The 21774-nt window shown below is 65.8% G+C and carries 24 protein-coding genes; all 24 read right to left on the reverse strand.

The window, feature by feature from the left end; all coding sequences use genetic code 11:
* Window positions 1-66 precede the first annotated feature (66 nt).
* Window positions 67-729, reverse strand: coding sequence for a tetratricopeptide repeat protein (locus tag J0I42_RS22645; RefSeq protein WP_291658290.1), 663 nt, complete (start codon window positions 727-729; stop codon window positions 67-69).
* Window positions 730-799: 70 nt separating this feature from the next.
* Window positions 800-1897, reverse strand: a complete 1098-nt coding sequence (queA, locus tag J0I42_RS22650) for a tRNA preQ1(34) S-adenosylmethionine ribosyltransferase-isomerase QueA (RefSeq protein ID WP_291658292.1) — start codon at window positions 1895-1897, stop codon at window positions 800-802.
* 101 nt (window positions 1898-1998) lie between these two features.
* On the reverse strand, window positions 1999-2469 hold the full coding sequence (locus J0I42_RS22655) for a peptidylprolyl isomerase (RefSeq protein ID WP_291658294.1): 471 nt from the start codon (window positions 2467-2469) through the stop codon (window positions 1999-2001).
* Window positions 2469-3113, reverse strand: a complete 645-nt coding sequence (locus J0I42_RS22660) for a hypothetical protein (protein WP_291658296.1) — start codon at window positions 3111-3113, stop codon at window positions 2469-2471. Before J0I42_RS22660 ends, J0I42_RS22655 begins: the two co-directional genes overlap by 1 nt.
* A gap of 42 nt (window positions 3114-3155) precedes the next feature.
* The gene (locus tag J0I42_RS22665; RefSeq protein WP_291658298.1) at window positions 3156-3704 is read right to left on the reverse strand and encodes a peptidylprolyl isomerase; all 549 of its coding nucleotides are present in this window, start codon (window positions 3702-3704) and stop codon (window positions 3156-3158) included.
* Window positions 3705-4160: 456 nt separating this feature from the next.
* The gene (locus J0I42_RS22670) at window positions 4161-4796 is read right to left on the reverse strand and encodes a DUF1062 domain-containing protein (protein ID WP_291658300.1); all 636 of its coding nucleotides are present in this window, start codon (window positions 4794-4796) and stop codon (window positions 4161-4163) included.
* 396 nt (window positions 4797-5192) lie between these two features.
* Entirely contained in the window at window positions 5193-5423 is a 231-nt protein-coding gene (locus tag J0I42_RS22675; RefSeq protein WP_291658302.1) for a DUF1467 family protein, read from the reverse strand.
* Complete coding sequence (locus tag J0I42_RS22680; RefSeq protein WP_291658304.1) at window positions 5420-5827, reverse strand: RidA family protein; 408 nt, start codon at window positions 5825-5827, stop codon at window positions 5420-5422. The genes J0I42_RS22675 and J0I42_RS22680 overlap by 4 nt, the downstream gene beginning before the upstream one ends.
* 5 nt (window positions 5828-5832) lie before the next feature.
* A complete protein-coding gene (mce, locus tag J0I42_RS22685) occupies window positions 5833-6237 on the reverse strand; it encodes a methylmalonyl-CoA epimerase (protein ID WP_291658306.1) in 405 nt (134 codons plus the stop codon).
* 33 nt (window positions 6238-6270) lie between these two features.
* Complete coding sequence (locus J0I42_RS22690) at window positions 6271-7941, reverse strand: ribonuclease J (protein WP_465247714.1); 1671 nt, start codon at window positions 7939-7941, stop codon at window positions 6271-6273.
* 195 nt (window positions 7942-8136) lie between these two features.
* Window positions 8137-8901 carry a biotin--[acetyl-CoA-carboxylase] ligase gene (locus J0I42_RS22695; protein ID WP_291658308.1) on the reverse strand — a complete coding sequence of 255 codons (765 nt, stop codon included), beginning with the start codon at window positions 8899-8901 and terminating at the stop codon, window positions 8137-8139.
* Between the two features lie 11 nt (window positions 8902-8912).
* A complete protein-coding gene (gene nuoN / locus J0I42_RS22700; RefSeq protein ID WP_291658310.1) occupies window positions 8913-10340 on the reverse strand; it encodes an NADH-quinone oxidoreductase subunit NuoN in 1428 nt (475 codons plus the stop codon).
* Window positions 10341-10349: 9 nt separating this feature from the next.
* Window positions 10350-11861 (reverse strand): NADH-quinone oxidoreductase subunit M, encoded by a 1512-nt coding sequence (locus tag J0I42_RS22705; RefSeq protein WP_291658335.1) that lies wholly within the window; start codon window positions 11859-11861, stop codon window positions 10350-10352.
* 4 nt (window positions 11862-11865) lie between these two features.
* Window positions 11866-13857: an NADH-quinone oxidoreductase subunit L gene (gene nuoL, locus J0I42_RS22710; RefSeq protein ID WP_291658312.1), complete on the reverse strand. Its 1992-nt coding sequence runs from the start codon at window positions 13855-13857 to the stop codon at window positions 11866-11868.
* A gap of 28 nt (window positions 13858-13885) precedes the next feature.
* A complete protein-coding gene (gene nuoK / locus J0I42_RS22715) occupies window positions 13886-14194 on the reverse strand; it encodes an NADH-quinone oxidoreductase subunit NuoK (protein WP_291658314.1) in 309 nt (102 codons plus the stop codon).
* Window positions 14194-14817 carry an NADH-quinone oxidoreductase subunit J gene (locus J0I42_RS22720; protein WP_291658317.1) on the reverse strand — a complete coding sequence of 208 codons (624 nt, stop codon included), beginning with the start codon at window positions 14815-14817 and terminating at the stop codon, window positions 14194-14196. The genes nuoK and J0I42_RS22720 overlap by 1 nt, the downstream gene beginning before the upstream one ends.
* Before the next feature lie 187 nt (window positions 14818-15004).
* The gene (gene nuoI, locus J0I42_RS22725) at window positions 15005-15493 is read right to left on the reverse strand and encodes an NADH-quinone oxidoreductase subunit NuoI (RefSeq protein WP_038367698.1); all 489 of its coding nucleotides are present in this window, start codon (window positions 15491-15493) and stop codon (window positions 15005-15007) included.
* A 20-nt stretch (window positions 15494-15513) separates the two neighbouring features.
* Window positions 15514-15750 carry a hypothetical protein gene (locus tag J0I42_RS22730; RefSeq protein ID WP_291658320.1) on the reverse strand — a complete coding sequence of 79 codons (237 nt, stop codon included), beginning with the start codon at window positions 15748-15750 and terminating at the stop codon, window positions 15514-15516.
* Entirely contained in the window at window positions 15747-15911 is a 165-nt protein-coding gene (locus J0I42_RS22735) for a hypothetical protein (RefSeq protein ID WP_291658323.1), read from the reverse strand. Before J0I42_RS22735 ends, J0I42_RS22730 begins: the two co-directional genes overlap by 4 nt.
* 32 nt (window positions 15912-15943) lie before the next feature.
* Window positions 15944-16996 (reverse strand): NADH-quinone oxidoreductase subunit NuoH, encoded by a 1053-nt coding sequence (gene nuoH / locus J0I42_RS22740; protein ID WP_291658325.1) that lies wholly within the window; start codon window positions 16994-16996, stop codon window positions 15944-15946.
* A gap of 6 nt (window positions 16997-17002) precedes the next feature.
* Window positions 17003-19066: an NADH-quinone oxidoreductase subunit NuoG gene (gene nuoG, locus J0I42_RS22745; RefSeq protein ID WP_291658327.1), complete on the reverse strand. Its 2064-nt coding sequence runs from the start codon at window positions 19064-19066 to the stop codon at window positions 17003-17005.
* A gap of 4 nt (window positions 19067-19070) precedes the next feature.
* Window positions 19071-20375, reverse strand: a complete 1305-nt coding sequence (gene nuoF, locus J0I42_RS22750) for an NADH-quinone oxidoreductase subunit NuoF (RefSeq protein ID WP_291658329.1) — start codon at window positions 20373-20375, stop codon at window positions 19071-19073.
* An 11-nt stretch (window positions 20376-20386) separates the two neighbouring features.
* Window positions 20387-21580, reverse strand: a complete 1194-nt coding sequence (gene nuoE, locus J0I42_RS22755) for an NADH-quinone oxidoreductase subunit NuoE (RefSeq protein ID WP_291658331.1) — start codon at window positions 21578-21580, stop codon at window positions 20387-20389.
* Window positions 21580-21774, reverse strand: a 195-nt coding sequence (locus J0I42_RS22760) for an NADH-quinone oxidoreductase subunit D-related protein (RefSeq protein ID WP_465247715.1), incomplete at its 5' end; no start/stop codon positions are given. The genes J0I42_RS22760 and nuoE, both read right to left, overlap by 1 nt.

Genomic DNA, 21774 nt, shown 5'->3' on the forward strand with positions numbered 1-21774 from the left:
TCGCCGTCGCCCCAGCCTGCCGAAGCGAGGAGCCGGAGCGGCGGCGGCGTTGGAGCGAGGCTCCGTTCAGTTCTTCACCGTGACGGGGCCGCCACGGACCAGAGCAAGATAGAGTTCGACGCGCTGGCGCAATCCCTGCGGCGCCTGCGGATCGGTGATCGCGGCGTCGAACCAGCGCCCGGCATCCTCGAACAGATTGGCCTTGAGCGCGGCGATTCCGAGAAATTCGCGCGCCGTGTGGCGCCAGACGCCCTGGGCGGAAGCCAGCGGTTCCAGCGCCGTCTTGACCTCCGCGTAGGGAGAAAGATCGACGCGCAGGATGCCCGCGCGCAGCTTGGCGAGATCGCGAGACGTCTGGTCGAGCGAGGCGTCCGCCGCGAGCGCATCGAAGGCGGCGACACCCGCAGCCGCATCGCGCTTGGCGGTCTCGGCGGCCAGGCGGAAGCGGGCGATCAGGCGATAGCCGGCCGGCGCCGTGGACGAGAGCTCCTTAAGGATCGTCTCGGCCTGGGCGGCGTCACCGTCACGCGAGGATTTCAGCGCCGCTTCAAGGCGCGCGCCGACGGCCTGCGAGGCCTGATTCTCGCGATGCAGCCAGAACTGCCAGCCGGCGACGGCGAGCACCGCCAGCACGGCGAGGCTGGTGACGACCCAGCCATATTTCTTCCAGAGCTCCGCTGCCTTGTCGCGGCGGACTTCCTCATCGATCTCGCGAAAAATATCGGCCATTTGACTGTCAAAATCCCTGTTGGGAGCCCGGTAGCATTTTCAAGCCGGGAATGCGAGCCGGATCGGCATCTCAACCCTCCGGAGGAGTCGCCCGAAACAGCAAACTGCCATCGCCATAGGAATAAAAGCGATAATTCGCGGCGATCGCATGGGCATAGGCGCGTTTCATCATGCCGAGTCCGCAGAAGGCGGAGACGAGCATGAAGAGCGTCGAGCGCGGCAGGTGGAAATTCGTCATCAACATGTCGACCGCGCGGAAGCGGTAGCCGGGCGTGATGAAGATCGCGGTGTCGCCGGAGAAGGGCCGGACCGTGCCGTCCTCGGCGGCTGCGCTCTCGATCAGGCGCAGCGAGGTCGTGCCGACGCAGACGATGCGCCCGCCCTTTGCCTTGACGGCGTTCAGCGCCGCCGCCGTCTCGGGCGAGACCGTGCCCCATTCGGCATGCATGCGGTGGTCGTCGGTGTCATCAGCCTTCACCGGCAGAAAAGTGCCGGCGCCGACATGGAGCGTGACGAAATGCCGGCTGACGCCGCGCGCCTCCAGCGCCGCGAGCAGTTCCGGCGTAAAGTGCAACCCGGCGGTCGGCGCGGCGACAGCGCCGTCCTTTCGGGCGAAATTGGTCTGGTAGTCGGTCGCATCGGCGCTGTCGGTCGGGCGCTTGCCGGCGATATAGGGCGGCAGCGGCAATTCACCGAGCCGTTCGATCGCCTCGTCGAGATAGGCGCCGGTGAGGCTGAACCGGAGTTCGACCTCGCCGCCCTCGCCCTTGGCGATGACCTCCGCCTGCAGGCGGCCGAGCTCGCAGGCATTGCTGGCGGCTTCCGAATCGAAAACGACAGTCTCGCCGACACTCAGTTTCTTGGCCGGCCGGGCGAAGGCGAGCCAGCGATCCTCGCTCTCGCGCTTGTGCAGCATGATCTCGACGCGGGCCGAATCCTCGCCGCGATAGCGCCGCCCGCGCAGGCGGGATGGGATGACACGGGTGTCGTTGAGGACGAGCGCGTCACCGGGCTCAAGCAGCGCCACGAGATCGCGGATGCCGCGATCCTCCAGCGGCTGCGACGCATCGGGGCGCACCACGAGCAGCCGGGCCGCATCGCGCGGGCTGGCGGGCCTGAGCGCAATACGATCCTCGGGCAGGTCGAAATCGAAGAGATCGACATTCACGACCGCAGCGTCCTTCTCGTCAAACGAAACGAGCCCTCACCCCGTTGGCTGCGAGCGCGGCTCGCGTCCGGGGATGAGGGCTCGCCTCAAACTAGCGAAGATCAGGCCGCGTCGGCCATCACCTTCATCGAGACGATCGAGTCGGGATCGCGCACCGGCTCGCCGCGCTTGATCTTGTCGACATTGTCCATGCCTTCGACGACCTCGCCCCAGACGGTGTACTGCTTGTCGAGGAAGCGGGCATCGTCGAACACGATGAAGAACTGGCTGTTGGCCGAGTTCGGGTTCTGGGCGCGGGCCATCGAGCAGATGCCGCGGACATGCGGCTCGGCGTTGAACTCCTGCTTCAGGTCCGGATAGCTCGAGCCGCCGGTGCCGGTGCCGTGCGGGCAGCCGACCTGGGCCATGAAGCCGTCGATGACACGATGGAAGACGATGCCGTCATAGAAGCCCTCGCGGGCGAGCAGCTTGATGCGCTCGACATGGCCCGGCGCGAGATCGGGACGCAGCTTGATCACCACCTTGCCCTTGGTGGTTTCCATGACGAGTGTGTTCTCGGGATCCAGCGACATCAGGTCTGCCTTTCATTGAGCCGCGCACGGCCGTGGAAGCGAATGGTGAAGGGTCGCCCCGCGATACTCGCTCCGAGGCCCGCCGACAACCTCATCGGCGTGCAGGAGCGGATGGCGGCGATAGCGGAATTGCTGAAGCGCTGCTGGAATTCGGCGTCGCCACGCCTGGTCTCCCAGGTGACGCGCGGCTGGCCGAAGAGGCTGCCGTCGCGGCGGAGGCTGAAGCGGAGCGAGACCATCGCCCCCGTCAGATCGCCCGGAAGCGGCGGCGGGTCCCAGCATCGCCGGATCGCCGGAGCGATCTCATCGAGCCGGTCGACGATTTCAGTGCCGTCCCGCGGCTCGTCAGGCGTGATCTGACCGATCAGGCCGATCTCGCCGACACCATGCAGGACGCGCGGCGTGCCGAGCCGGCGCTGATCCAGGCCCGGAACGTCATTGCCACTGAAGGGGCCGCCGATACCTGGATTGTAGCGCTGGCCGCTCTGCGGCGGCAGGATCGGGTTCTGCGAGCCCGAAGGCGGGGGCAGGACCGGATTCTGCGAACCGGAGGGCGGCGGCAGGCCGAGATCGCGCGTTTCCTGCGCCAGGGCTCCGCTCAGGCCAAGCGCCAGGGCGATCCCGATCAGGGCCGTCCGAACCATCGCCGTACCCTCCCCGGCTCGCCCTGCCTGCTCCGTGCCGCCTTACTTGGCGTCAGCCTGCATCCGCATGCGGACGATCTTGTCGGGGCCGCTCACCTGGCCGCTGCCCTGCGCGCCCTTCTTGATCTTGCGCACGGCATCCATGCCCGAAACGACCTCTCCGAACAGCGTATACTGGCCGGTGAGCGAGCCACAGCCCTCGTAGCAGATGAAGAACTGCGAGTTCGCCGAATCCGGCGACTGCGAGCGCGCCATGCCGACCGAGCCGACCTTGTAGGGGGTCGGGGTGAATTCGGCAGGCAGGTTGGGCAGGTCGGACTTGCCGGTGCCGGTGCCGGTCGGATCGCCGGTCTGGGCCATGAAGCCGTCGATGACGCGGTGGAAGACGATGCCGTCATAGAAGCCGCGCTTCACCAGCGTCTTGATCTGCTGGACATGCTTCGGGGCGAGATCCGGCCGCAGACGGATCGTCACCGGGCCATCCTTGGTCTCGAGAATGACGGTGTTATCCGGATCGGGCTTCGGCGTCTGTGCCTGGGCGAAACCGAACGAGGCGACGACGGCGAGGGCGGCGAGCGAGCTGCGCAGCATGAAGATCTCCATGGCCACCGGCGAGCCCGGCGGATGCCGGTCGATAGACCCATCCTTTGGCCGGAACAAGGCATCGCCACGATGACGCACCTGCCTTTGCTGCACCGCACAAGTGCCAGAAAGACTAATCTTGCAAAAATTCCGGGCTGATGCTGCCTAAACTGGTGACAGAGCCGTCACAATCGGCTAATCCTTGCGGCGCTGGGAGCGCTTTGCCAGTCGAAGCGCTGCGGACCAGGTCTTGGGAGGAACAAACGCCCGCCTCGCAAATGAGTCGCACGCTTCTGAAGACGTGCGCCGGTGCAGCGGTAAAAGCGGACTACCAAAGGCAAGGCATCGGCCTTGCCTTTTTTCTTTGCCCCCCCTGAATGGCCGCCCCGGATACTCTCGGCCCGATCGAAATCAGACCAAGCCGTTGCGAAACACGGAGGCGCGAGACGGCCTCCGTGGTCGTTGTCAGATCGGCATGCCGGCAGCTCGGGGCCGCCAGAGCCCCTCCCTTCCGGCATCCGCCGACAGGTCGAGCTCGACAACAATGCCGGCTCTGATGCGTCGCCGCAGACTGTCGGCATGCCCGGAAACGATGCAGAGTGCGCCTTGCTCAGAGAGAGCCTGGAGCCGCGTCCGCGACACACTCAGCTCGGACGCCAGCAACCGATCGAGGCGCAACCTGGCCGGAACCGGAACCATCAGTTCAATCTCCAGATGCGTCCAGTCGCAGGCCTCGCACAGGACGTCCTTGACGATACTGAATTCTGGAAACTCGTCGATGCGCTGCGCCCTGCGCCGCAATGCATCGAGATCGAACGCCTCCGCCCGGATCCAGAGCGGATCGTTGGACTGAAGCGCCGCAAGAATGCGAGGATCGATGTCGCGGATGTTCCGCCGTTCGAAGATCGGGCGGTTCCAGGTCTTGTCGCAGCCGACGCATCTGTAGATCAGCCAGGCATCGAGGCTGCGGCCATTGGCGTTGAGCCGGGCTTTGCCGCTGGAGCGGAAGGCTCTCGGCCCGCCGCAACCGTTGCAGTTTATCCAGGGTTGGGGAGGGATTTGCGGCGTGATGGTCCATCGAACCCGAAGTTTCGCGCACATAGCAGTCTTGGTCTTCCATTCGGAAGTTCACCAAGATGGCGCGTGAGAACCCCTTGTCGGGCACGGAGTGGCGGTGCTTCAGGTGGTCGAAGAGCAGAGACAGCGGGCGCTGCACTGGCACGGTGGAACAATGCCAAACCGGTCTCTCGCCACCACCCGACGAACGTATTCATACGCCGATGGCTGAGCGCCGCCGGCTGTACGGGTGAACTGGATTGAGACCGGATTTACTTAGGCAAAGCCTACCTCGACGCGCCAAAGCTCTTCGACATCAGCGATAGCAGGGGACCCGCTTCAGCGGGAGCCGTACGCGGCCCGAAACGAGGAGAGTCGCGACATGAGACAATTCTGCAACGTCGCGCCGGACAGCCCCGACCTGCTCGGCGCGAAGCATTGTCAGATATCGTAGGCTACCCAGACATACCAGACGCCGACAAAGATCACTGCCGCGATCAGCGAGGTGATGACGGCCTTCTTCAGCAACCCCGGCATAACCGGCGCACCGGGCTCGGTGCCGGCCACGACATCGCCCGCCTCGTGCTGGCTGCGGATGCCGAAAGGCAGCACCGCAAAAAGCGTGATCCACCAGATCACGAAATAGAGGGCCAGGCCGCCGACGATGTTCATGCCCCCTTCCCCGCGAGCGCGATGCAGGAGAAGGCGACGCGCGCCTCGGTCGGCACGCCGAAGCGCGCGGTGTGGCGGGCCGGCAAACCACCGGGGAAATGCTTCACATATTCGGCGTTGCAGACGGCATAATCGGCCGGATCGGTGATCAGCATCGTCATCTGGACGACCCGGTCGAGCGAGGTACCGGCTTCCGCCAGGATCTCGGCGATACGGCCGAGCGCATTGCGCACCTCCTCGGCGGGGGTCTGGCCGCGATGGACGCCGCGCGCCGGATCATGCGGCGCGGAATGCCCGGAGACGAAGACCAGCCCGCCAGCAATGGTGGCGGCGCTGAAGGGACGCGGCGAGCCTTCTTCCGGCTGACCCAAAAAAGCGATGTCCGTCGAAGCGATGTCAGTCATTGTCGTCAAGCCTGTTCGAGTTCGACCAGTGTACCCAGAAAATCCTTTGGGTGCAGAAACAGCACCGGCTTGCCGTGGGCGCCGATGCGCGGCTCGCCGGAACCGAGGATGCGGGCGCCTTGCGCCTTCAGACGATCGCGCGCCGCGAGGATGTCGTCGACCTCGTAGCAGATGTGGTGGATGCCGCCATCGGCATTGCGTTCGAGGAACTTGGCGATCGGTGAATCGGCGCCGAGCGGCTCCAGCAATTCGATCTTGGTGTTGGGCAGTTCGACGAAAACGACCGTGACGCCGTGCTCCGGCTCGGGCTGCGGCTGCGAGACCCGCGCGCCGAGCGTATCGCGATAGAGCGCCGTCGAAGCTTCAAGATCCTTCACCGCAATGGCGACGTGGTTCAGGCGTCCGATCATCTGCATCCTCTCCGGCGGGGCCGTGCGGTCTTTCTACACCTCGACGACCAGCGCATGCACCAGCGGCTTCTTGCCCCACTCGTCGTTGACCGCGCTGCGCACGCCGCGTTCCAGCGCGTTGCGCAGGGCTTCGGGATCGCGACGGCGGGCCTTCGGGATATTGTCGATGAGATCGCCGACGGCATCGGCAACAAACTCGTCGAAATCGATGCCGCCGAGCGTGCGCGGCGGCAGGCCCAGCACGGCGATCTCCGGCTCGCCGGCAATGCCGCCCTTCTCGTCGACGGCGACCGCGATCGAGACGATGCCAGCGAAGGACAGCCGACGACGCTCCTGAATCGTCCTCTCCAGCGCGTTCACCAGCAGGGAGCCGTCCTGATAGAGCCGCCCATGAGGCGCTTCGTCGATCTTGCGCGCGCCCTCGGCCGAGATTGCGACGACGTCGCCATTGCCGGCACGCAGGACATGCTTGACGCCGAGGCCGCGGGCGAAGGTTTCGTGCTCGGCCAGGTGCAGGTCCTCGCCATGGGCCGGGATCGCGATCTGCGGCTTCAGCCAGCCATAGAGCCGGGCCATCTCCTCGCGGCGGGGATGGCCGGAGACATGAACCAGATGCGTCCGGTCGGTGATGATCTCGATCTTGTCGCGAGCCAGCGCATTCAGGATGTTGCCGACCGACTTCTCATTGCCGGGAATGGTGCGCGAGGAAAAGATCACGCGGTCGCCCGGCGAGAGCGCGATCTCGGGATGATCGTCCGATGCGATGCGCGAGAGCGCGGCGCGCGGCTCGCCCTGGCTGCCTGTGACCAGCGCCACGACCTTGTCACGCGGCAGGTAGCCATAGGCATCGACCGGGCGGAAGCCGGGAACGCCGTCGAGATACCCGCATTCTCGGGCGACATCGATGACCCTATCCATGGCCCGGCCGACGACCACGACCTCGCGGTCGTTGGCCATCGCCGCTTCCGCGACGGCGCGCAGGCGCGCGACATTGGAGGCGAAGGTCGTGACGGCGACGCGGCCCGGCGCCGATGCGACCAGTTCCTTCATCTTGGCGGCGACATCAGCTTCGCTCGGGCTGGTGCCGTCGCGCATGACATTGGTCGAATCGCAGACCAGCGCCAGAACGCCCTCGTCGCCGAGTTCGCGCAGACGCTTCTCGTCGGTCGGCAGGCCAACACGCGGGGTCGGGTCGATCTTCCAGTCGCCGGTATGGACGACGAGGCCGGCAGGCGTGCGGATCGCGAGCGCATTCGATTCCGGGATCGAGTGGGCCACCGGCACGAACTCGATGTCGAAGGGGCCGAGCGTGATCGCGCCGCCCTGCGGCACGACGTTGATCTCGACATTGGGTGCACCGGGCTCGGAGAGCCGGCGCGTCGCGAGGAGACCGGCGGCGAAGCGCGTGCAGTAAACCGGCGCGCGAAGGGAGGGCCAGAGCGCGGCGAGCGCGCCGATATGGTCCTCATGGGCGTGAGTGATGACGATGCCGAGGAGGTTCGCCCGCTCCTCGATGATGTAGCGCAGATCAGGCAGGACGATATCGACGCCCGGCGCCTCCGGCCCGGCAAACGACAGGCCGCAATCGACCAGGATCCACTTTCGTCGCCCTTCCGGCCCGAAGCCGTAGAGAGCAGCATTCATGCCGATCTCGCCGAGGCCGCCGAGAGGAACGAAAACGAGCTGGACGGAAGAGCGGGTCACTGGAATTCCTTGATGATCGGCAGGCTTTGCAGCCCTAACATGGCGAGCGGCACGCCTCCATAGCGACACGCTCATTCATCCATCGACGTGAGCTCATCCGTCACGGCAAGGAACGAAGGGATGAAGCGATCCGTCACGCTGGGCTCGACGGCTCACCCGATCCCCTGGATTGCCCCGCTGCGCTCGCGGTGACGGCTAGCCCTGCGCCGGGGAGCCGAAGAACAGATCGCCCGCATCGATCACGCGGCGGCCGGTTTCGGTTTCGAGCTCGAGGCGTCCAGCCGGGTCGAGGCCGGCGAAACGGCCGGTCAGCGGCCCCTCCGGCAGGCGGATGGTGATGACCTCGCCAAGGAAGGCTGCGCGTTCCAGCCAGGCGGCGCGGGTCGGCCCGAAGCCGCCCGGCTGCGACCAGACGGCGAAGCGCCGGGAGAAGGCATCGCTGAGGCCTGTGAGCATGGCCTCGACATTGGCCTGCGGCGCTGCGGCCTTGAGAAAGGTCGCGGGATAGGGCGTGTCCGACGGGCAAGAGGCGATATTGACGCCGCAGCCGACGATGACGTTGAAGCGCCCTGCCCGGCTCTCACCCTCCAGCAGCAGGCCCGAGGTCTTGGCGCGGTCGAGCAGCAGGTCGTTCGGCCATTTCAGCCTGAGGCCGGCAGCGGACGGGCCGAGCAGTTTCGCGGCGGCATCGTGCAGGGCGAGCCCCACGACGAAGCCGAGCTGCGGTGCCATGGCAGGTTCGCATGGATCGGTCAGGAGCAGGCTGGCGTAGAGATTGCCGGGCGGCGAGCCCCATTGCCGGCCGTGGCGCCCGCGGCCCGCATTCTGGCTGCGGGCCACGATCCAGAGCTTGCCAGGTTCGCCCTGATCGAGCGCGCGACGGGCCTCCTCCATGGTGGAGCCGACCTCGTCGCGGACGATCAGACGATAGCCCGCGGCGCGGGCGGCCTCCCCAAGCACGCGTCGTCAGCTCAGAAGAGCGACCTGGCCGCCGCGGCAGCGGAGTCGAAGAGCGGCGCCGGCACCAGCGAGAGCACCAGCACAAACAGCGCGGAGACCATCAGGACCGTGCGCACGCCAAGGTCGGATGTCTCGAAGGCCGGCTTCGGCTCGTCGAAATACATCACCTTGACGATGCGCAGATAGTAGTAGGCGCCAACCACGCTGGTCAGCACGCCGATCACGGCGAGCACATAGAGCTTGGCGTTGATCGCCGCGAGGAAGACGTACCACTTCGCCCAGAAACCGGCGAGCGGCGGAATGCCGGCGAGCGAGAACATCATCATCGCCATCGCGAAGGCCATCCAGCCATTGGTACGGGACAGGCCGGCAAGCTCCGAGATATCTTCCACGAGCTTGCCGTCGCGGCGCATCATCAGCACGCAGGCGAAGGCAGCGAGCGTGGTGGCGAGGTAGATCGCCATGTAGGTCATCACGCCCTGCACGCCCTCGGGCGTGCCGGCGGCGAGACCGACCAGCGCGTAGCCCATGTTCGCAATCGAGGAATAGGCAAGCAGGCGCTTGATATTGCGCTGGCCGATCGCGGCGAAGGCACCGAGCGCCATCGAGGCGATCGAGATGAAGACGATGATCTGGCGCCAGTCATGGATGGCGCCCGGGAAGGCGCCGATGAAGACGCGGATCACCATCGCCATCGCCGCCATCTTGGGAGCCGAGGCGAAGAAGGCGGCGACCGGGGTCGGCGCACCTTCGTAGACATCGGGCGTCCACATATGGAACGGCACGGCCGAGATCTTGAAGGCGACGCCGGCCGCGATGAAGACGATGCCGAAGATCAGGCCGATGCCGGCATGGCCGCCGGCCGTCGCCGCGGCGATGCCGGTGAAGGTGACGGTGCCGGTGAAGCCATAGACCAGCGAGCCGCCATAGAGCAGCATGCCGGAGGACAGCGCACCGAGCACGAAGTACTTCAGGCCGGCTTCCGTCGACTTCGCGTTGTCGCGATCGAAGGCGGCGATGACGTAGAGCGCGAGCGACTGCAGTTCGAGGCCGACATAGAGGCTGATGAGATCATTGGCCGAGATCATCATCATCATGCCGAGCGTCGAGAGCACGACGAGGATCGGGAACTCGAAACGCATCGTGCCCTGGCGCCGCAGCGTGCCCGCCGAAAGCAGGATGGCCGCGCCGGCGCCGATGAGCGTCAGCACCTTCATGAAACGGGCGAAGCCGTCGACGATGAAGCCGTCGTTGAAGGTCAGCATCTTGCCGCTGCCCAAGACGACCACCACCAGCGCGACCGCGAGCAGCACCAGCGCCAGCCCTTCGAGCAGGCGCATCGCGCGCGCGCCCTGGATCGCGCCGACCAGCACCATGGCGATGGCGCCGGTGGCGAGGATGATTTCCGGCAGGGCCGGGCCGAGAGCGGGCAGAGCCATGACGAGACCTTACTGCGCGGCGGCCAGCGCCGTCTTCGCGACGGCGAGGGCTGCCTGATAGTTCTTGATGAGCGCCTCGGTCGGCGCCGCGAAGGCATCGAGGATCGTGTGCGGCTGGATGCCGTACCAGATCGTCAGCAGGACGAGCGGGACGAGGATCAGGGCCTCACGACCGTTCAGATCCTTGATGTCCTTCAGTTCCGGCCTGACGAGCTCGCCGAAGACGACGCGGCGATAGAGCCAGAGCGCATAGGCCGCCGAAAGGATGACGCCGGAGGTTGCGAAGAACGCAACCCAGGGATTGGCGCGGAACGCACCGAGCAGCGTCAGGAACTCACCGACGAAGCCGGAGGTGCCGGGAAGACCGACATTGGCCATGGTGAAGACCATGAAGACGACGGCATAGGCCGGCATGCGGTTCACCAGGCCGCCATAGGCAGCGATCTCGCGGGTGTGCATGCGGTCGTAGATCACGCCGACGCAGAGGAAGAGCGCCCCGGAGACCAGCCCGTGGCTGACCATCTGGTACATCGCGCCCTGGATGCCCTGCGGCGTCAGGGTGAAGAGGCCCATCGTCACGAAGCCCATATGGGCGACGGAGGAATAGGCGATCAGCTTCTTCATGTCCTCCTGCATCAGCGCCACCAGCGAGGTGTAGACGATGGCGACGACCGAAAGGGCGAAGACCAGCGGCGCGAACAGGGCCGAGGCTTCCGGGAACATCGGGATCGAGAAGCGGATGAAGCCGTAGCCGCCCATCTTGAGCAGGATCGCCGCCAGGACGACGGAGCCGGCGGTCGGCGCCTCGACGTGGGCGTCCGGCAGCCAGGTATGGACCGGCCACATCGGCATCTTCACCGCGAAGGAGGCGAAGAAGGCCAGCCACAGCCAGGGCTGCATCTGCGACGGGAATTTGTGTGCCAGCAGCGTCGGGATGTCGGTGGTGCCGGCGTTCCAGTACATCGCCATCACGGCGAGCAGCATCAGCACCGAGCCGAGCAGCGTGTAGAGGAAGAATTTGTAGGAGGCATAGACGCGCCGCTTGCCGCCCCAGATGCCGATGATCAGGAACATCGGGATCAGGCCTGCCTCGAAGAACAGGTAGAACAGCACGAGGTCGAGCGCCGCGAAGACGCCGATCATCAGCGCTTCCAGCACCAGGAAGGCGATCATGTACTCGCGCACCCGCTTCTCGACCGAGGTCCAGGAGGCGAGGATGCAGAACGGCATCAGGAACGCCGTCAGCACGATGAAGGGGAAGGAGAAGCCGTCGACGCCGAGCTTGAACTTGATGGCCTCCGAGACCCAAGCGTGGGTCTCGACGAGCTGGAAACCCGGGTTGGCGGTGTCGAACTGGCCCCAGGCGATACAGGCGAGAGCGAAGGTCAGGACCGTCGTGATCAGCGCCGCCCAGCGGGCGTTGGACGCCACCGAAGCCTCGTCTCCGCGCTGCACCAGGATGAAGGCAGCGCCGACCAACGGCAGAACCAGAAGACCGGTGAGAATACCGAAACCTAACATCATCTCACCCGCGAGCCACGAGATACCAGGTCACGAGCCCAGCCACACCGATGAGCATGGCGAAGGCATAGTGATAGAGATAGCCGGTCTGCAGCCGGACCACGCGGTTGGTGACGTCGACCACACGAGCCGAGACGCCATCCGGCCCGAAGCCGTCGATGACGAGCCCATCACCCTTCTTCCAGAGGAAGCGGCCGAGCCATTTCGACGGACGCACGAACAGGAAGTCGTAGAGTTCGTCGAAATACCACTTGTTGAGCAGGAACTGGTACAGTGCCGGGTTGGCGGCGGCGAGCTTGCCGGGAATGTCCGGCCGGCGGACATACATCAGATACGCCAGCGCGAAGCCGATCAGCATCGCCACGAACGGCGAAGCCACGACCCATTTCGGCACTTCATGCATCGCATGCAGGATGTGGTTGTCCTTGCCCATGAAGAGGGCCGACTTCCAGAACGTCTCGAAGTCGTGGCCGACAAAGGCTTCCTTGAAGACGACGCCGGCGAAGATCGCGCCGATCGACAGCACGACGAGCGGGATCAACATCACCCAGGGGCTCTCATGCGGCGTGTGGTCATGGCCATGGCCGTGATCGTCATGGCCGTGCGCATCGTGACCATGGCCCCAGCGCGGCTTGCCCTCGAAGGTCATGAAATAAAGCCGCCAGGAGTAGAAGGAGGTCATGCAGGCCGCGACGACGAGCAGCACGAAGGCGTAGGACGAAGCGAAACCACCGTTGCCTACCGAGGCATAGGCGCTCTCGATGATCGCGTCCTTCGAGAAGAAGCCGGCGAAGCCGAAGATCGTGCCGGGGATGCCGACACCGGTCAGCGCCAGCGTGCCGATCGTCATGGCGGCGGCGGTGATCGGGATGTGCTTCCGCAGCCCGCCCATATGGCGCATGTCCTGCTCGTGATGCATCGCGTGGATGACCGAGCCCGCGCCCAGGAAGAGCAACGCCTTGAAGAAGGCGTGGGTGAACAGGTGGAAGATGCCGGCACCGTAATTGCCCACGCCGAGCGCGACGAACATGTAGCCGAGCTGCGAGCAGGTCGAATAGGCGATGACGCGCTTGATGTCATTCTGCACGAGGCCGACCGTCGCCGCGAAGAAGGCGGTGGTGGCGCCGATGACGACGACGACGGTGAGCGCGACCGGGGCGTATTCGAAGACGGGCGACAGGCGCGCCACCATGAAAACGCCGGCCGTGACCATCGTCGCGGCATGGATGAGAGCCGAAACCGGGGTCGGGCCTTCCATCGCGTCCGGTAGCCAGGTGTGCAGCAGGAACTGCGCCGACTTGCCCATCGCGCCCATGAAGAGCAGCAGGCAGGTCAGGGTCAGCGCATTCCAGTCATAGCCGAGGAAGCGGAAGCTCTGGCCCACCATCTCGCCGGCGCGCGGGAAGATCGCGTCGAAGGTGACGGCCCCGAAGAGCACGAAGATCAGGAAGATACCGAGCAGGAAGCCGAAATCGCCGACGCGGTTGACGATGAAGGCCTTCATCGCCGCGGCGTTGGCCGAGGGCTTCTGGTACCAGAAGCCGATCAGCAGATAGGAGGCGAGGCCGACGCCCTCCCAGCCGAAGAACATCTGGACGAGGTTGTCCGCCGTCACCAGCATCAGCATGGCGAAGGTGAAGAGCGAGAGATAGGCAAAGAAGCGCGAGCGGTGCGCGTCCTCATGCATGTAGCCGATGGAATAGAGATGAACGAGGCTGGAGACCGTGTTGACCACGACCAGCATCACCGCCGTCAGCGTGTCGACGCGGAAGGCCCAGTCGACCTGCAATTCGCCGGAGGAGATCCAGCTCGCGACCTGCACGCGGGTCGTGCCGGAGCCGAAGCCGACCTGGGCGAGCGCGACCCAGGACAGGGCAGCCGAGACCATCAGCAGCGAGGTCGTGACGATCTCGGAGCCGCGCGCGCCGATCAGCCGACCGAAGAGGCCGGCGATCAGGAAGCCGATGAGAGGGAGGAAGACGATCGCGTGATACATGGCAGTGAGGTCCAGGCGCGGGAGGCGCTCAGCCTTTCATCATGTTGATGTCTTCCACCGCGATCGTGCCGCGGTTGCGGAAGTAGACGACGAGAATGGCGAGGCCGATCGCGGCCTCGGCCGCCGCCACCGTGAGCACGAGCAGCGCGAAGACCTGACCGACGATATCGTTCAGGAAGCTCGAGAAGGCGACGAAGTTCAGATTGACCGACAGCAGGATGAGCTCGATCGACATCAGGATGACGATGACGTTCTTGCGGTTGATGAAGATACCGAGCACGCCGAGCGTGAACAGGATGGCGCTGACGGCGAGATAATGGCCCAGTCCGATCGTCATCACGCCATCTCCTCGGGAACCCCGGTGCGCGACGGCACCTGCTTGACCACCATCGCCGCATCCCTGGTACGGGCGTTCTGCGTCGGAACGTGCTGGCGCTTGATGCCGGGCCGCTCGCGCAGCGTCAGCACGATCGCGCCGATCATGGCGACCAGCAGCACGAGGCCGGCCGCCTGGAAGTAGTAGACATACTGGGTGTAGAGCACGCGGCCGAGCGCCTCGGTGTTCGAGATACCGGCCGGGATCGCGGCGACCGGCGCCTTGACGATCTGCGGATCGATGACCCAGGCGCCGACGACCAGCAGGAGTTCGACGGCGAAAATGAAGCCGATCAGGGCACCGATCGGCAGATAGTTCAGGAAGCCCTGGCGAAACTCGGCGAAATCGACATCGAGCATCATCACCACGAAGAGGAAGAGCACCGCGACCGCGCCGACATAGACGACGACCAGCAGCATCGCGAGGAACTCGGCGCCGAGCAGCAAGAACAGCCCGGCCGCGTTGACGAAGGCCAGGATCAGGAACAGCACGGAATGCACCGGGTTGCGCGAGGTCACCACCATGAAGGCGGATGCCACGGTCACCCCTGCGAAGAGATAGAAGAAAGCCGCTGCGGCGTTCATCTCGGCCAGCCCTTCCCGCCCCTTTTCGGCGCGGTCCTCGTTTGGTTCGTGCCCCGGGACTCAAAAGACCCCGAGCAATTTGGAGCGTCTATAATCAGGCCCGCCGGGCGGGACAACCGCACGGCGGGTCTGCATCCTCAGTCACGTCCTTCGGCATCACCACGGGGTGGTGCCGAAGGACGGTCAATCACCGATAGGGCGCGTCCATCGCGATGTTGCGCGCGATCTCGCGTTCCCAGCGCGCGCCGTTCGCGAGCAGCTTGTCCTTGTCGTAGAACAGCTCCTCGCGCGTCTCGGTCGCGAACTCGAAATTCGGCCCCTCGACAATGGCATCGACCGGGCAGGCTTCCTGGCAGAAGCCGCAGTAGATGCACTTGGTCATGTCGATGTCGTAACGGGTGGTGCGGCGCGTGCCGTCGTTGCGGCGCGGGCCGGCCTCGATGGTGATGGCCTGCGCCGGGCAGATCGCCTCGCAGAGCTTGCACGCGATGCAGCGCTCCTCGCCGTTCGGATAGCGGCGCAAGGCATGCTCGCCACGGAAACGCGGCGAGAGCTGGCCCTTCTCGAACGGATAGTTCAGCGTCGCCTTCGGCTTGAAGAAATAGCGCATCGACAGGCCGATGGCCCCGACGAACTCCTTCAGCAGCAGGCCCCTTGCGGCTTGCGCGAGTGACATCGCCTTCGTCCTTTACATCCTCAGCCGAACACCGTCCGGCCGATCACGAAACCCAGGACCGGCATCAAGCCGATCGTCATCACAATCAGCACCGCCCGCAAGATGCGGATGCGGCGCTCGTAATCGTCCTTCTCGGCCTGCGTCGTCGAGCGATCCGTGCGCCGGAGCGCCCCGATCACCACGGCCGAGATAAGCCGGTACTCCAGCAGGCCCAGCGCGAAGCCGATCACGGCACCGACCAAGCCCGTACCGTTCATGGCGCCGCCAGCCCGAACCACTGGACCGCCTCGTACCCGCCGAAGCCGCCGACAACCGCGGCGGCCACCGCTCCTCCAAGCGCCACATCGAGCGCATCGAAGATCCGGCTTCGCCTTGCCCACCAGCAAGCAGAGCCGAACGAAACCACGCCCGCGATCATCCCGAATCCAACTCGGGAGATCGCAGCCGAACTCATCCCGCGACCGGGCCCCAGCCCGTCAACTGCAGAACCAGCGCCACGATCACGACGCAGGCCAGCGAGAGCGGCAGGAAGACCTTCCAGCCCAGGCGCATCAACTGGTCGTAGCGGTAGCGCGGCACGAAGGCCTTCACCAGCGCGAACATGAAGAACACGAGGCAGACCTTGAGCGCGAACCAGAACACGCCGGGCAGCCAGGTGAAGGGCGGCAACGCGACCGGCGGCGCCCAGCCACCGAGGAACAGGATCGTGGTCAGCGAGCACATGGTCATGATCGCCACGTATTCGCCGAGCATGAACAGCAGGTACGGCGTCGAGGAATACTCGACCATGAAGCCCGCCACGAGCTCGGATTCCGCTTCGGCCAGATCGAAGGGCGGCCGGTTCGTCTCGGCCAGCGCCGAGACGAAGAAGACCACGAACATCGGGAAGAGCGGGATGAAGTACCAGTTCAGGATCGAGAGCCACGGCACGCCGAGCGCATGGGCGAGGCCGCGGTTCGCCTGAGCCTCGACCACGGCCGAGAGGTTCAGCGAGCCGACGCAGAGCAGAACCGTGATGATGACGAAGCCGATCGAGACCTCGTAGGACACCATCTGCGCCGCCGAGCGCAGCGCGCTCATGAACGGGTATTTCGAATTCGAGGCCCAGCCGGCCATGATGATGCCGTAGACGCCGAGCGAGGAGATCGCGAGGATGTAGAGGATACCGACATTGATGTCGGCGATCGCCCAGCCTTCCGCCACCGGGATCACCGCCCAGGCGCCGAGCGCCAGCAGGCAGGAGATGAAGGGCGCCAGCAGGAAGATGCCCTTGTTGGCACCCGCCGGAATGATCGGCTCCTTGAACGCGAACTTCATCAGGTCCGCGAAACTCTGGAACAGGCCGAAGGGTCCGACCACGTTCGGGCCGCGGCGAAGCTGCACCGCCGCCCAGATCTTGCGGTCGGCGAGCAGGATATAGGCGATGAAGACCAGCAGGCAGACCAGCAGCAGCAGGCTCTTGCCGAGGATGATCGCGATATCGAGGACGAGATCCCAGTTCATGGCCGCTTACTCCGCCGCCTGCCGATGCCGGCCAGAGGCCAGCGCCGAGCATTCCGCCATGACGGCAGAGGCACGCGCGATCGGGTTGGTCTGATAGAAATCGGCGACGACAGGCGCGAAGCCCGCCTTGTCGGTCTTGCCGCCGAGGCCGGCAAGCTTTCCGATCTCCGAAGCATCATTGGCCGGCAGGCCGTCGAGCGCCGCAAAATGCGGATGCGCCTCGTAGAGCGCCTTGCGCAGACCGGCGAGCGAGTCGAACGGCAGCGTCTTGCCGAGATGGCCCGACAGGGCACGCAGGATCGCCCAGTCCTCGCGGGCATCGCCCGGCGGGAAGGTCGCGCGGTCGCCCATCTGCACACGGCCCTCGGTATTCACATAGGTGCCGGACTTCTCGGTATAGGCCGAGCCGGGCAGGATGACGTCGGCACGATGCGCGCCCCTGTCGCCATGCGTGCCCTGATAGACGACGAAGGCACCCTCCGGCACCTCGATCTCGTCCGCACCGAGCAGGAAGAGCACGTCGAGCGCGCCCGGCTTGACCATCGCGGCCGCGTCCAGACCACCCTCACCCGGCACGAAGCCGAGATCGAGCGCGCCGACGCGGGCGGCGGCGGTGTGGATCACGCCGAAGCCGTTCCAGCCTTCGGTGACGGCGCCGAGCGCCTGCGCCGCCTTGGCGGCGAGCGAGAGCACGGCCTCGCCATCGGCACGGGCGAGAGCGCCCTGCCCGACCAGCACCATCGGCTTGCCGCCAGCGGCAGCGGCCGACTTCACGATCTCGGCCAGCGTCTCCGGGCCGGCGCCGAGATAATCGTAGGTGTAGGTCAGGTCGGACTTCTCGCCGATAACGGAGACCTTGAAATCGCCGCGCAGCCAGCGCTTGCGGATGCGGGCGTTCAGGATCGGCGCCTCGCGGCGCGGGTTCGAGCCGACAATCAGCAGCGAGGTCGCATCCTCGATGCCGGCGATGCCGGCGTTGAGAACGTAAGATGCGCGACCGAACTTCGGATGCAGCTTCGTGCCATCCTGGCGGGCATCGAGATTGGCGGAGCCGAGCAAGGCCATCAGCGCCTTCAGCGCGAACATGTCCTCGACCGCGGCGAGATCGCCGGCGATGGCGCCGATCTTTTCAGGCGCGGTCACCTTCACCTTGCCGGCAATGGCGGCGAAGGCCTCGTTCCAGCTCGCGGGGCGCAGGCGGCCGTTCTCGCGAATATAGGGCCGGTCGAGACGCTGGGTCTTGAGACCGTCGGCGACGTGGCGGGTCTTGTCGGAGATCCACTCCTCGTTCACCGCCTCGTTGAGACGGGGCAGGATGCGCATCACTTCCTTGCCGCGCGAGTCGACGCGAATGGCCGAGCCGACCGCGTCCATCACGTCGATGCTCTCGGTCTTGGAAAGCTCCCAGGGACGAGCCTTGTTCTCGTAGGGCCTGGAGGTCAGCGCGCCGACCGGGCAGAGATCGACGACGTTGCTCTGGAGCTCCGACGACATCGCCTGCTCGAGATAGGTCGTGATCTCCATGTCCTCGCCGCGGCCGATGGCGCCGAGATCGGAGGCGCCGGCAACCTCGGTGGTGAAGCGGACGCAGCGCGTGCACTGGATGCAGCGCGTCATCGTCGTCTTGACCAGCGGGCCGATATACTTGTCCTCGACCGCGCGCTTGTTCTCGGCGAAGCGCGAGGTGTCCGCGCCATAGGCCATGGCCTGATCCTGCAGATCGCATTCGCCGCCCTGGTCGCAGATCGGGCAGTCCAGCGGGTGGTTGATGAGCAGGAACTCCATCACCCCTTCGCGGGCCTTCTTGACCATCGGCGACTTGGTCAGGACGACCGGCGGCTCGCCGTTCGGGCCGGGGCGCAGGTCGCGCACGCCGATAGCGCAGGAGGCCTGCGGCTTCGGCGGGCCACCCTTCACCTCGACGAGGCACATGCGGCAGTTGCCGGCGATCGAGAGGCGCTCGTGGAAGCAGAAGCGCGGCACCTCGACGCCCGCGGCCTCGCAGGCCTGGAGCACCGTGTACTCGGCGGGTACGTCGACCTCGATGCCGTCGATGAGGAGTTTCGTCATGGTCTCACTCCGCCGCCATCAGGCGCACAGGCTCGCTGTGCGGGTTGGCGGCATAGTCGTCGATGCGCTGCTCGATCTCATGCCGGAAATGCGCGATCAGCCCCTGGATCGGCCAGGCCGCGGCGTCGCCGAGCGCACAGATCGTGTGGCCCTCGATCTGCTTGGTGACGTCGAGCAGCATGTCGATCTCACGCTTCTGGGCGCGGCCTTCGGCCATGCGCTCCATGACGCGCCACATCCAGCCCGTGCCCTCGCGGCAGGGCGTGCACTGGCCGCAGCTCTCATGCTTGTAGAAATGGCTGATGCGGGCGATGGCGCGGACGATGTCGGTCGACTTGTCCATCACGATCACCGCCGCCGTGCCGAGGCCGGAGCGCAGCTTCGAAAGCGAGTCGAAATCCATCGGCGTGTCGATGATCTGCTCGGCCGGGACCATGCGCACCGACGAACCGCCGGGGATGACCGCCTTGAGATTGTCCCAGCCGCCGCGGATGCCGCCGCAATGCTTGTCGATCAGCTCGCGGAAGGTCAGGCCCATCGCCTCTTCGACGTTGCAGGGCTTGTTCACATGGCCCGAGACGCAGAAGAGCTTGGTGCCGACATTGTTCGGCGTGCCGATCGAGGAGAACCAGGCAGCGCCGCGGCGCAGGATGGTCGGGGCGACCGCGATCGACTCGACGTTGTTCACCGTGGTCGGGCAGCCATAGAGGCCCATATTGGCCGGGAAAGGCGGCTTCAGCCGCGGCATGCCCTTCTTGCCCTCGAGGCTCTCCAGCAGCGCCGTCTCTTCGCCGCAGATATAGGCGCCGGCGCCGTGATGCACATAGAGATCAAAGGGATAGCCGTGGACGTTGTCCTTGCCGATCAACTTGGCCTCATAGGCCTCGTCGACGGCGCGCTGGAGCGCCTCGCGCTCCCGAACGTACTCACCGCGGATGTAGATATAGGCCGCATGCGCGCCCATCGCGAAGGAGGCGATCAGGCAGCCCTCGACCAGCGTATGCGGGTCGTTGCGCATGATCTCGCGATCCTTGCAGGTGCCCGGCTCGGACTCGTCGGCATTGACGACGAGATAGTGCGGGCGCCCGTCGCTGACCTTGGGCATGAACGACCATTTCAGTCCGGTCGGGAAGCCGGCGCCGCCACGGCCGCGCAGGCCGGACTTCTTCATCTCGTCGATGATCCAGTCCCGGCCCTGCTCCAGGATGAACTTGGTGCCATCCCACTGGCCGCGCTGGATCGCACCCTTCAGGGTACGGTCATGCAGGCCGTAGAGATTGGTGAAGATGCGATCGCGATCTGCGAGCATGTCCTAGTGCCTCACTCTGCCGGCTTGTCGCCAAGCTTCGACTCCGGGCGCCAGCCCGTCGCGAGCTTCTTCGACTGAGCAATCCAGTCGTCACGCAGCGCCCGGCCCTTGAAGCCGGTCAGTCGCGCATCGACCCAGGCGAGCTCCGCCGGTGTCCATTCGGCGATCTGGTCGTAGTGCCAGATCCCCATCTCATTGAGCATCTTGGCCAGCTTCGGCCCGACACCCCAGATTAGTTCGAGATCGTCGCCCGTTCCGCCGCGCGCAGCGGTCAGGAGTTCGGGCTTGCTCTCGTCCCTCGCGGTGACGTTGTCCGCGGCCGCGGGCTTGGCAGCCTCAGCGACGTCCTTCTTCTCGACCTTGCCCTTGGCAGCCGGCGTGTCGCTCGCCGCGCCCGAGGGCTGGGCCGGAGCCGAAGGCTGCGGGCGAGCGGCAGCCGCCGTCTCCGTAGCGGGCTTGGCGGCAACGGCGGCCGGGGTGGCCTCGGCCTTCTTGGCCTCGGCTTCGGCGGCGGCCTTGACAGCGGCGGCTTCGGCAGCGGCCTTGCGCTGCTCGGCGATGCGCTTCTGCCAGCCGCCGGCACCGATCATCGAGCCGTCATAGAGGGCCTTGTCGGTCAACGTCTGCGGGCCGCCTTCCGGCTCGGAACCGATGCGGCCGTTCTGCGGACCGGGCTTGGTCGGACGGCCGTTGCGGAGATCGTCGAGGAGCTGGCGGAAATTCGCCGGCGTCAGGTCCTCGTAGTAGTCGACATTGATCTGCGCCATCGGCGCGTTGCAGCAGGCGCCCAGGCATTCGACCTCGAGCCAGGAGAGCTTGCCGTCGGCGGTCACGGTCGATTGCGGGCCGATCACCTCCTCGCAGACCTTCTTGAGCGCCTCGGCGCCGCGCAGGGCGCAGGGCGTGGTGCCGCAGAGCTGGACGTAATACTGGCCGACCGGCTGCAGGTTGAACATGGTGTAGAAGGTCGCGACCTCCAGCACCCGCATCGGCGCCATGCCGAGGCGCTTGGCGACGGTCTCGATCACGGCGCGCGAGACCCAGCCCTCCTGCTCCTGAGCCTTCCACAAAAGCGGAATGACGGCGGAAGCCTGACGGCCTGCCGGATATTTGGCGATCTGCTGGTCGATCCAGTTCTCGTTCGCCGCGGTGAAGGCGAAGGAGGCGGGCTGGACCGGATCGGGCGCGAGACGACGGACGGACATCAGCGGTCCACTTCACCAAAGACGATATCGAGGGAGCCGAGGATCGCGGAGACGTCGGCGAGCATGTGCTTGCGGCACATGAAATCCATGGCCTGGAGATGGGCGAAGCCCGGGGCCTTGATCTTGCAGCGATAGGGCTTGTTGGTGCCGTCGGAGACCAGATAGACGCCGAATTCGCCCTTCGGGGCTTCGAC

The sequence above is a fragment of the Allobosea sp. genome, from assembly GCF_017308015.1.
Taxonomy (GTDB): Bacteria; Pseudomonadota; Alphaproteobacteria; order Rhizobiales; family Beijerinckiaceae; genus Allobosea.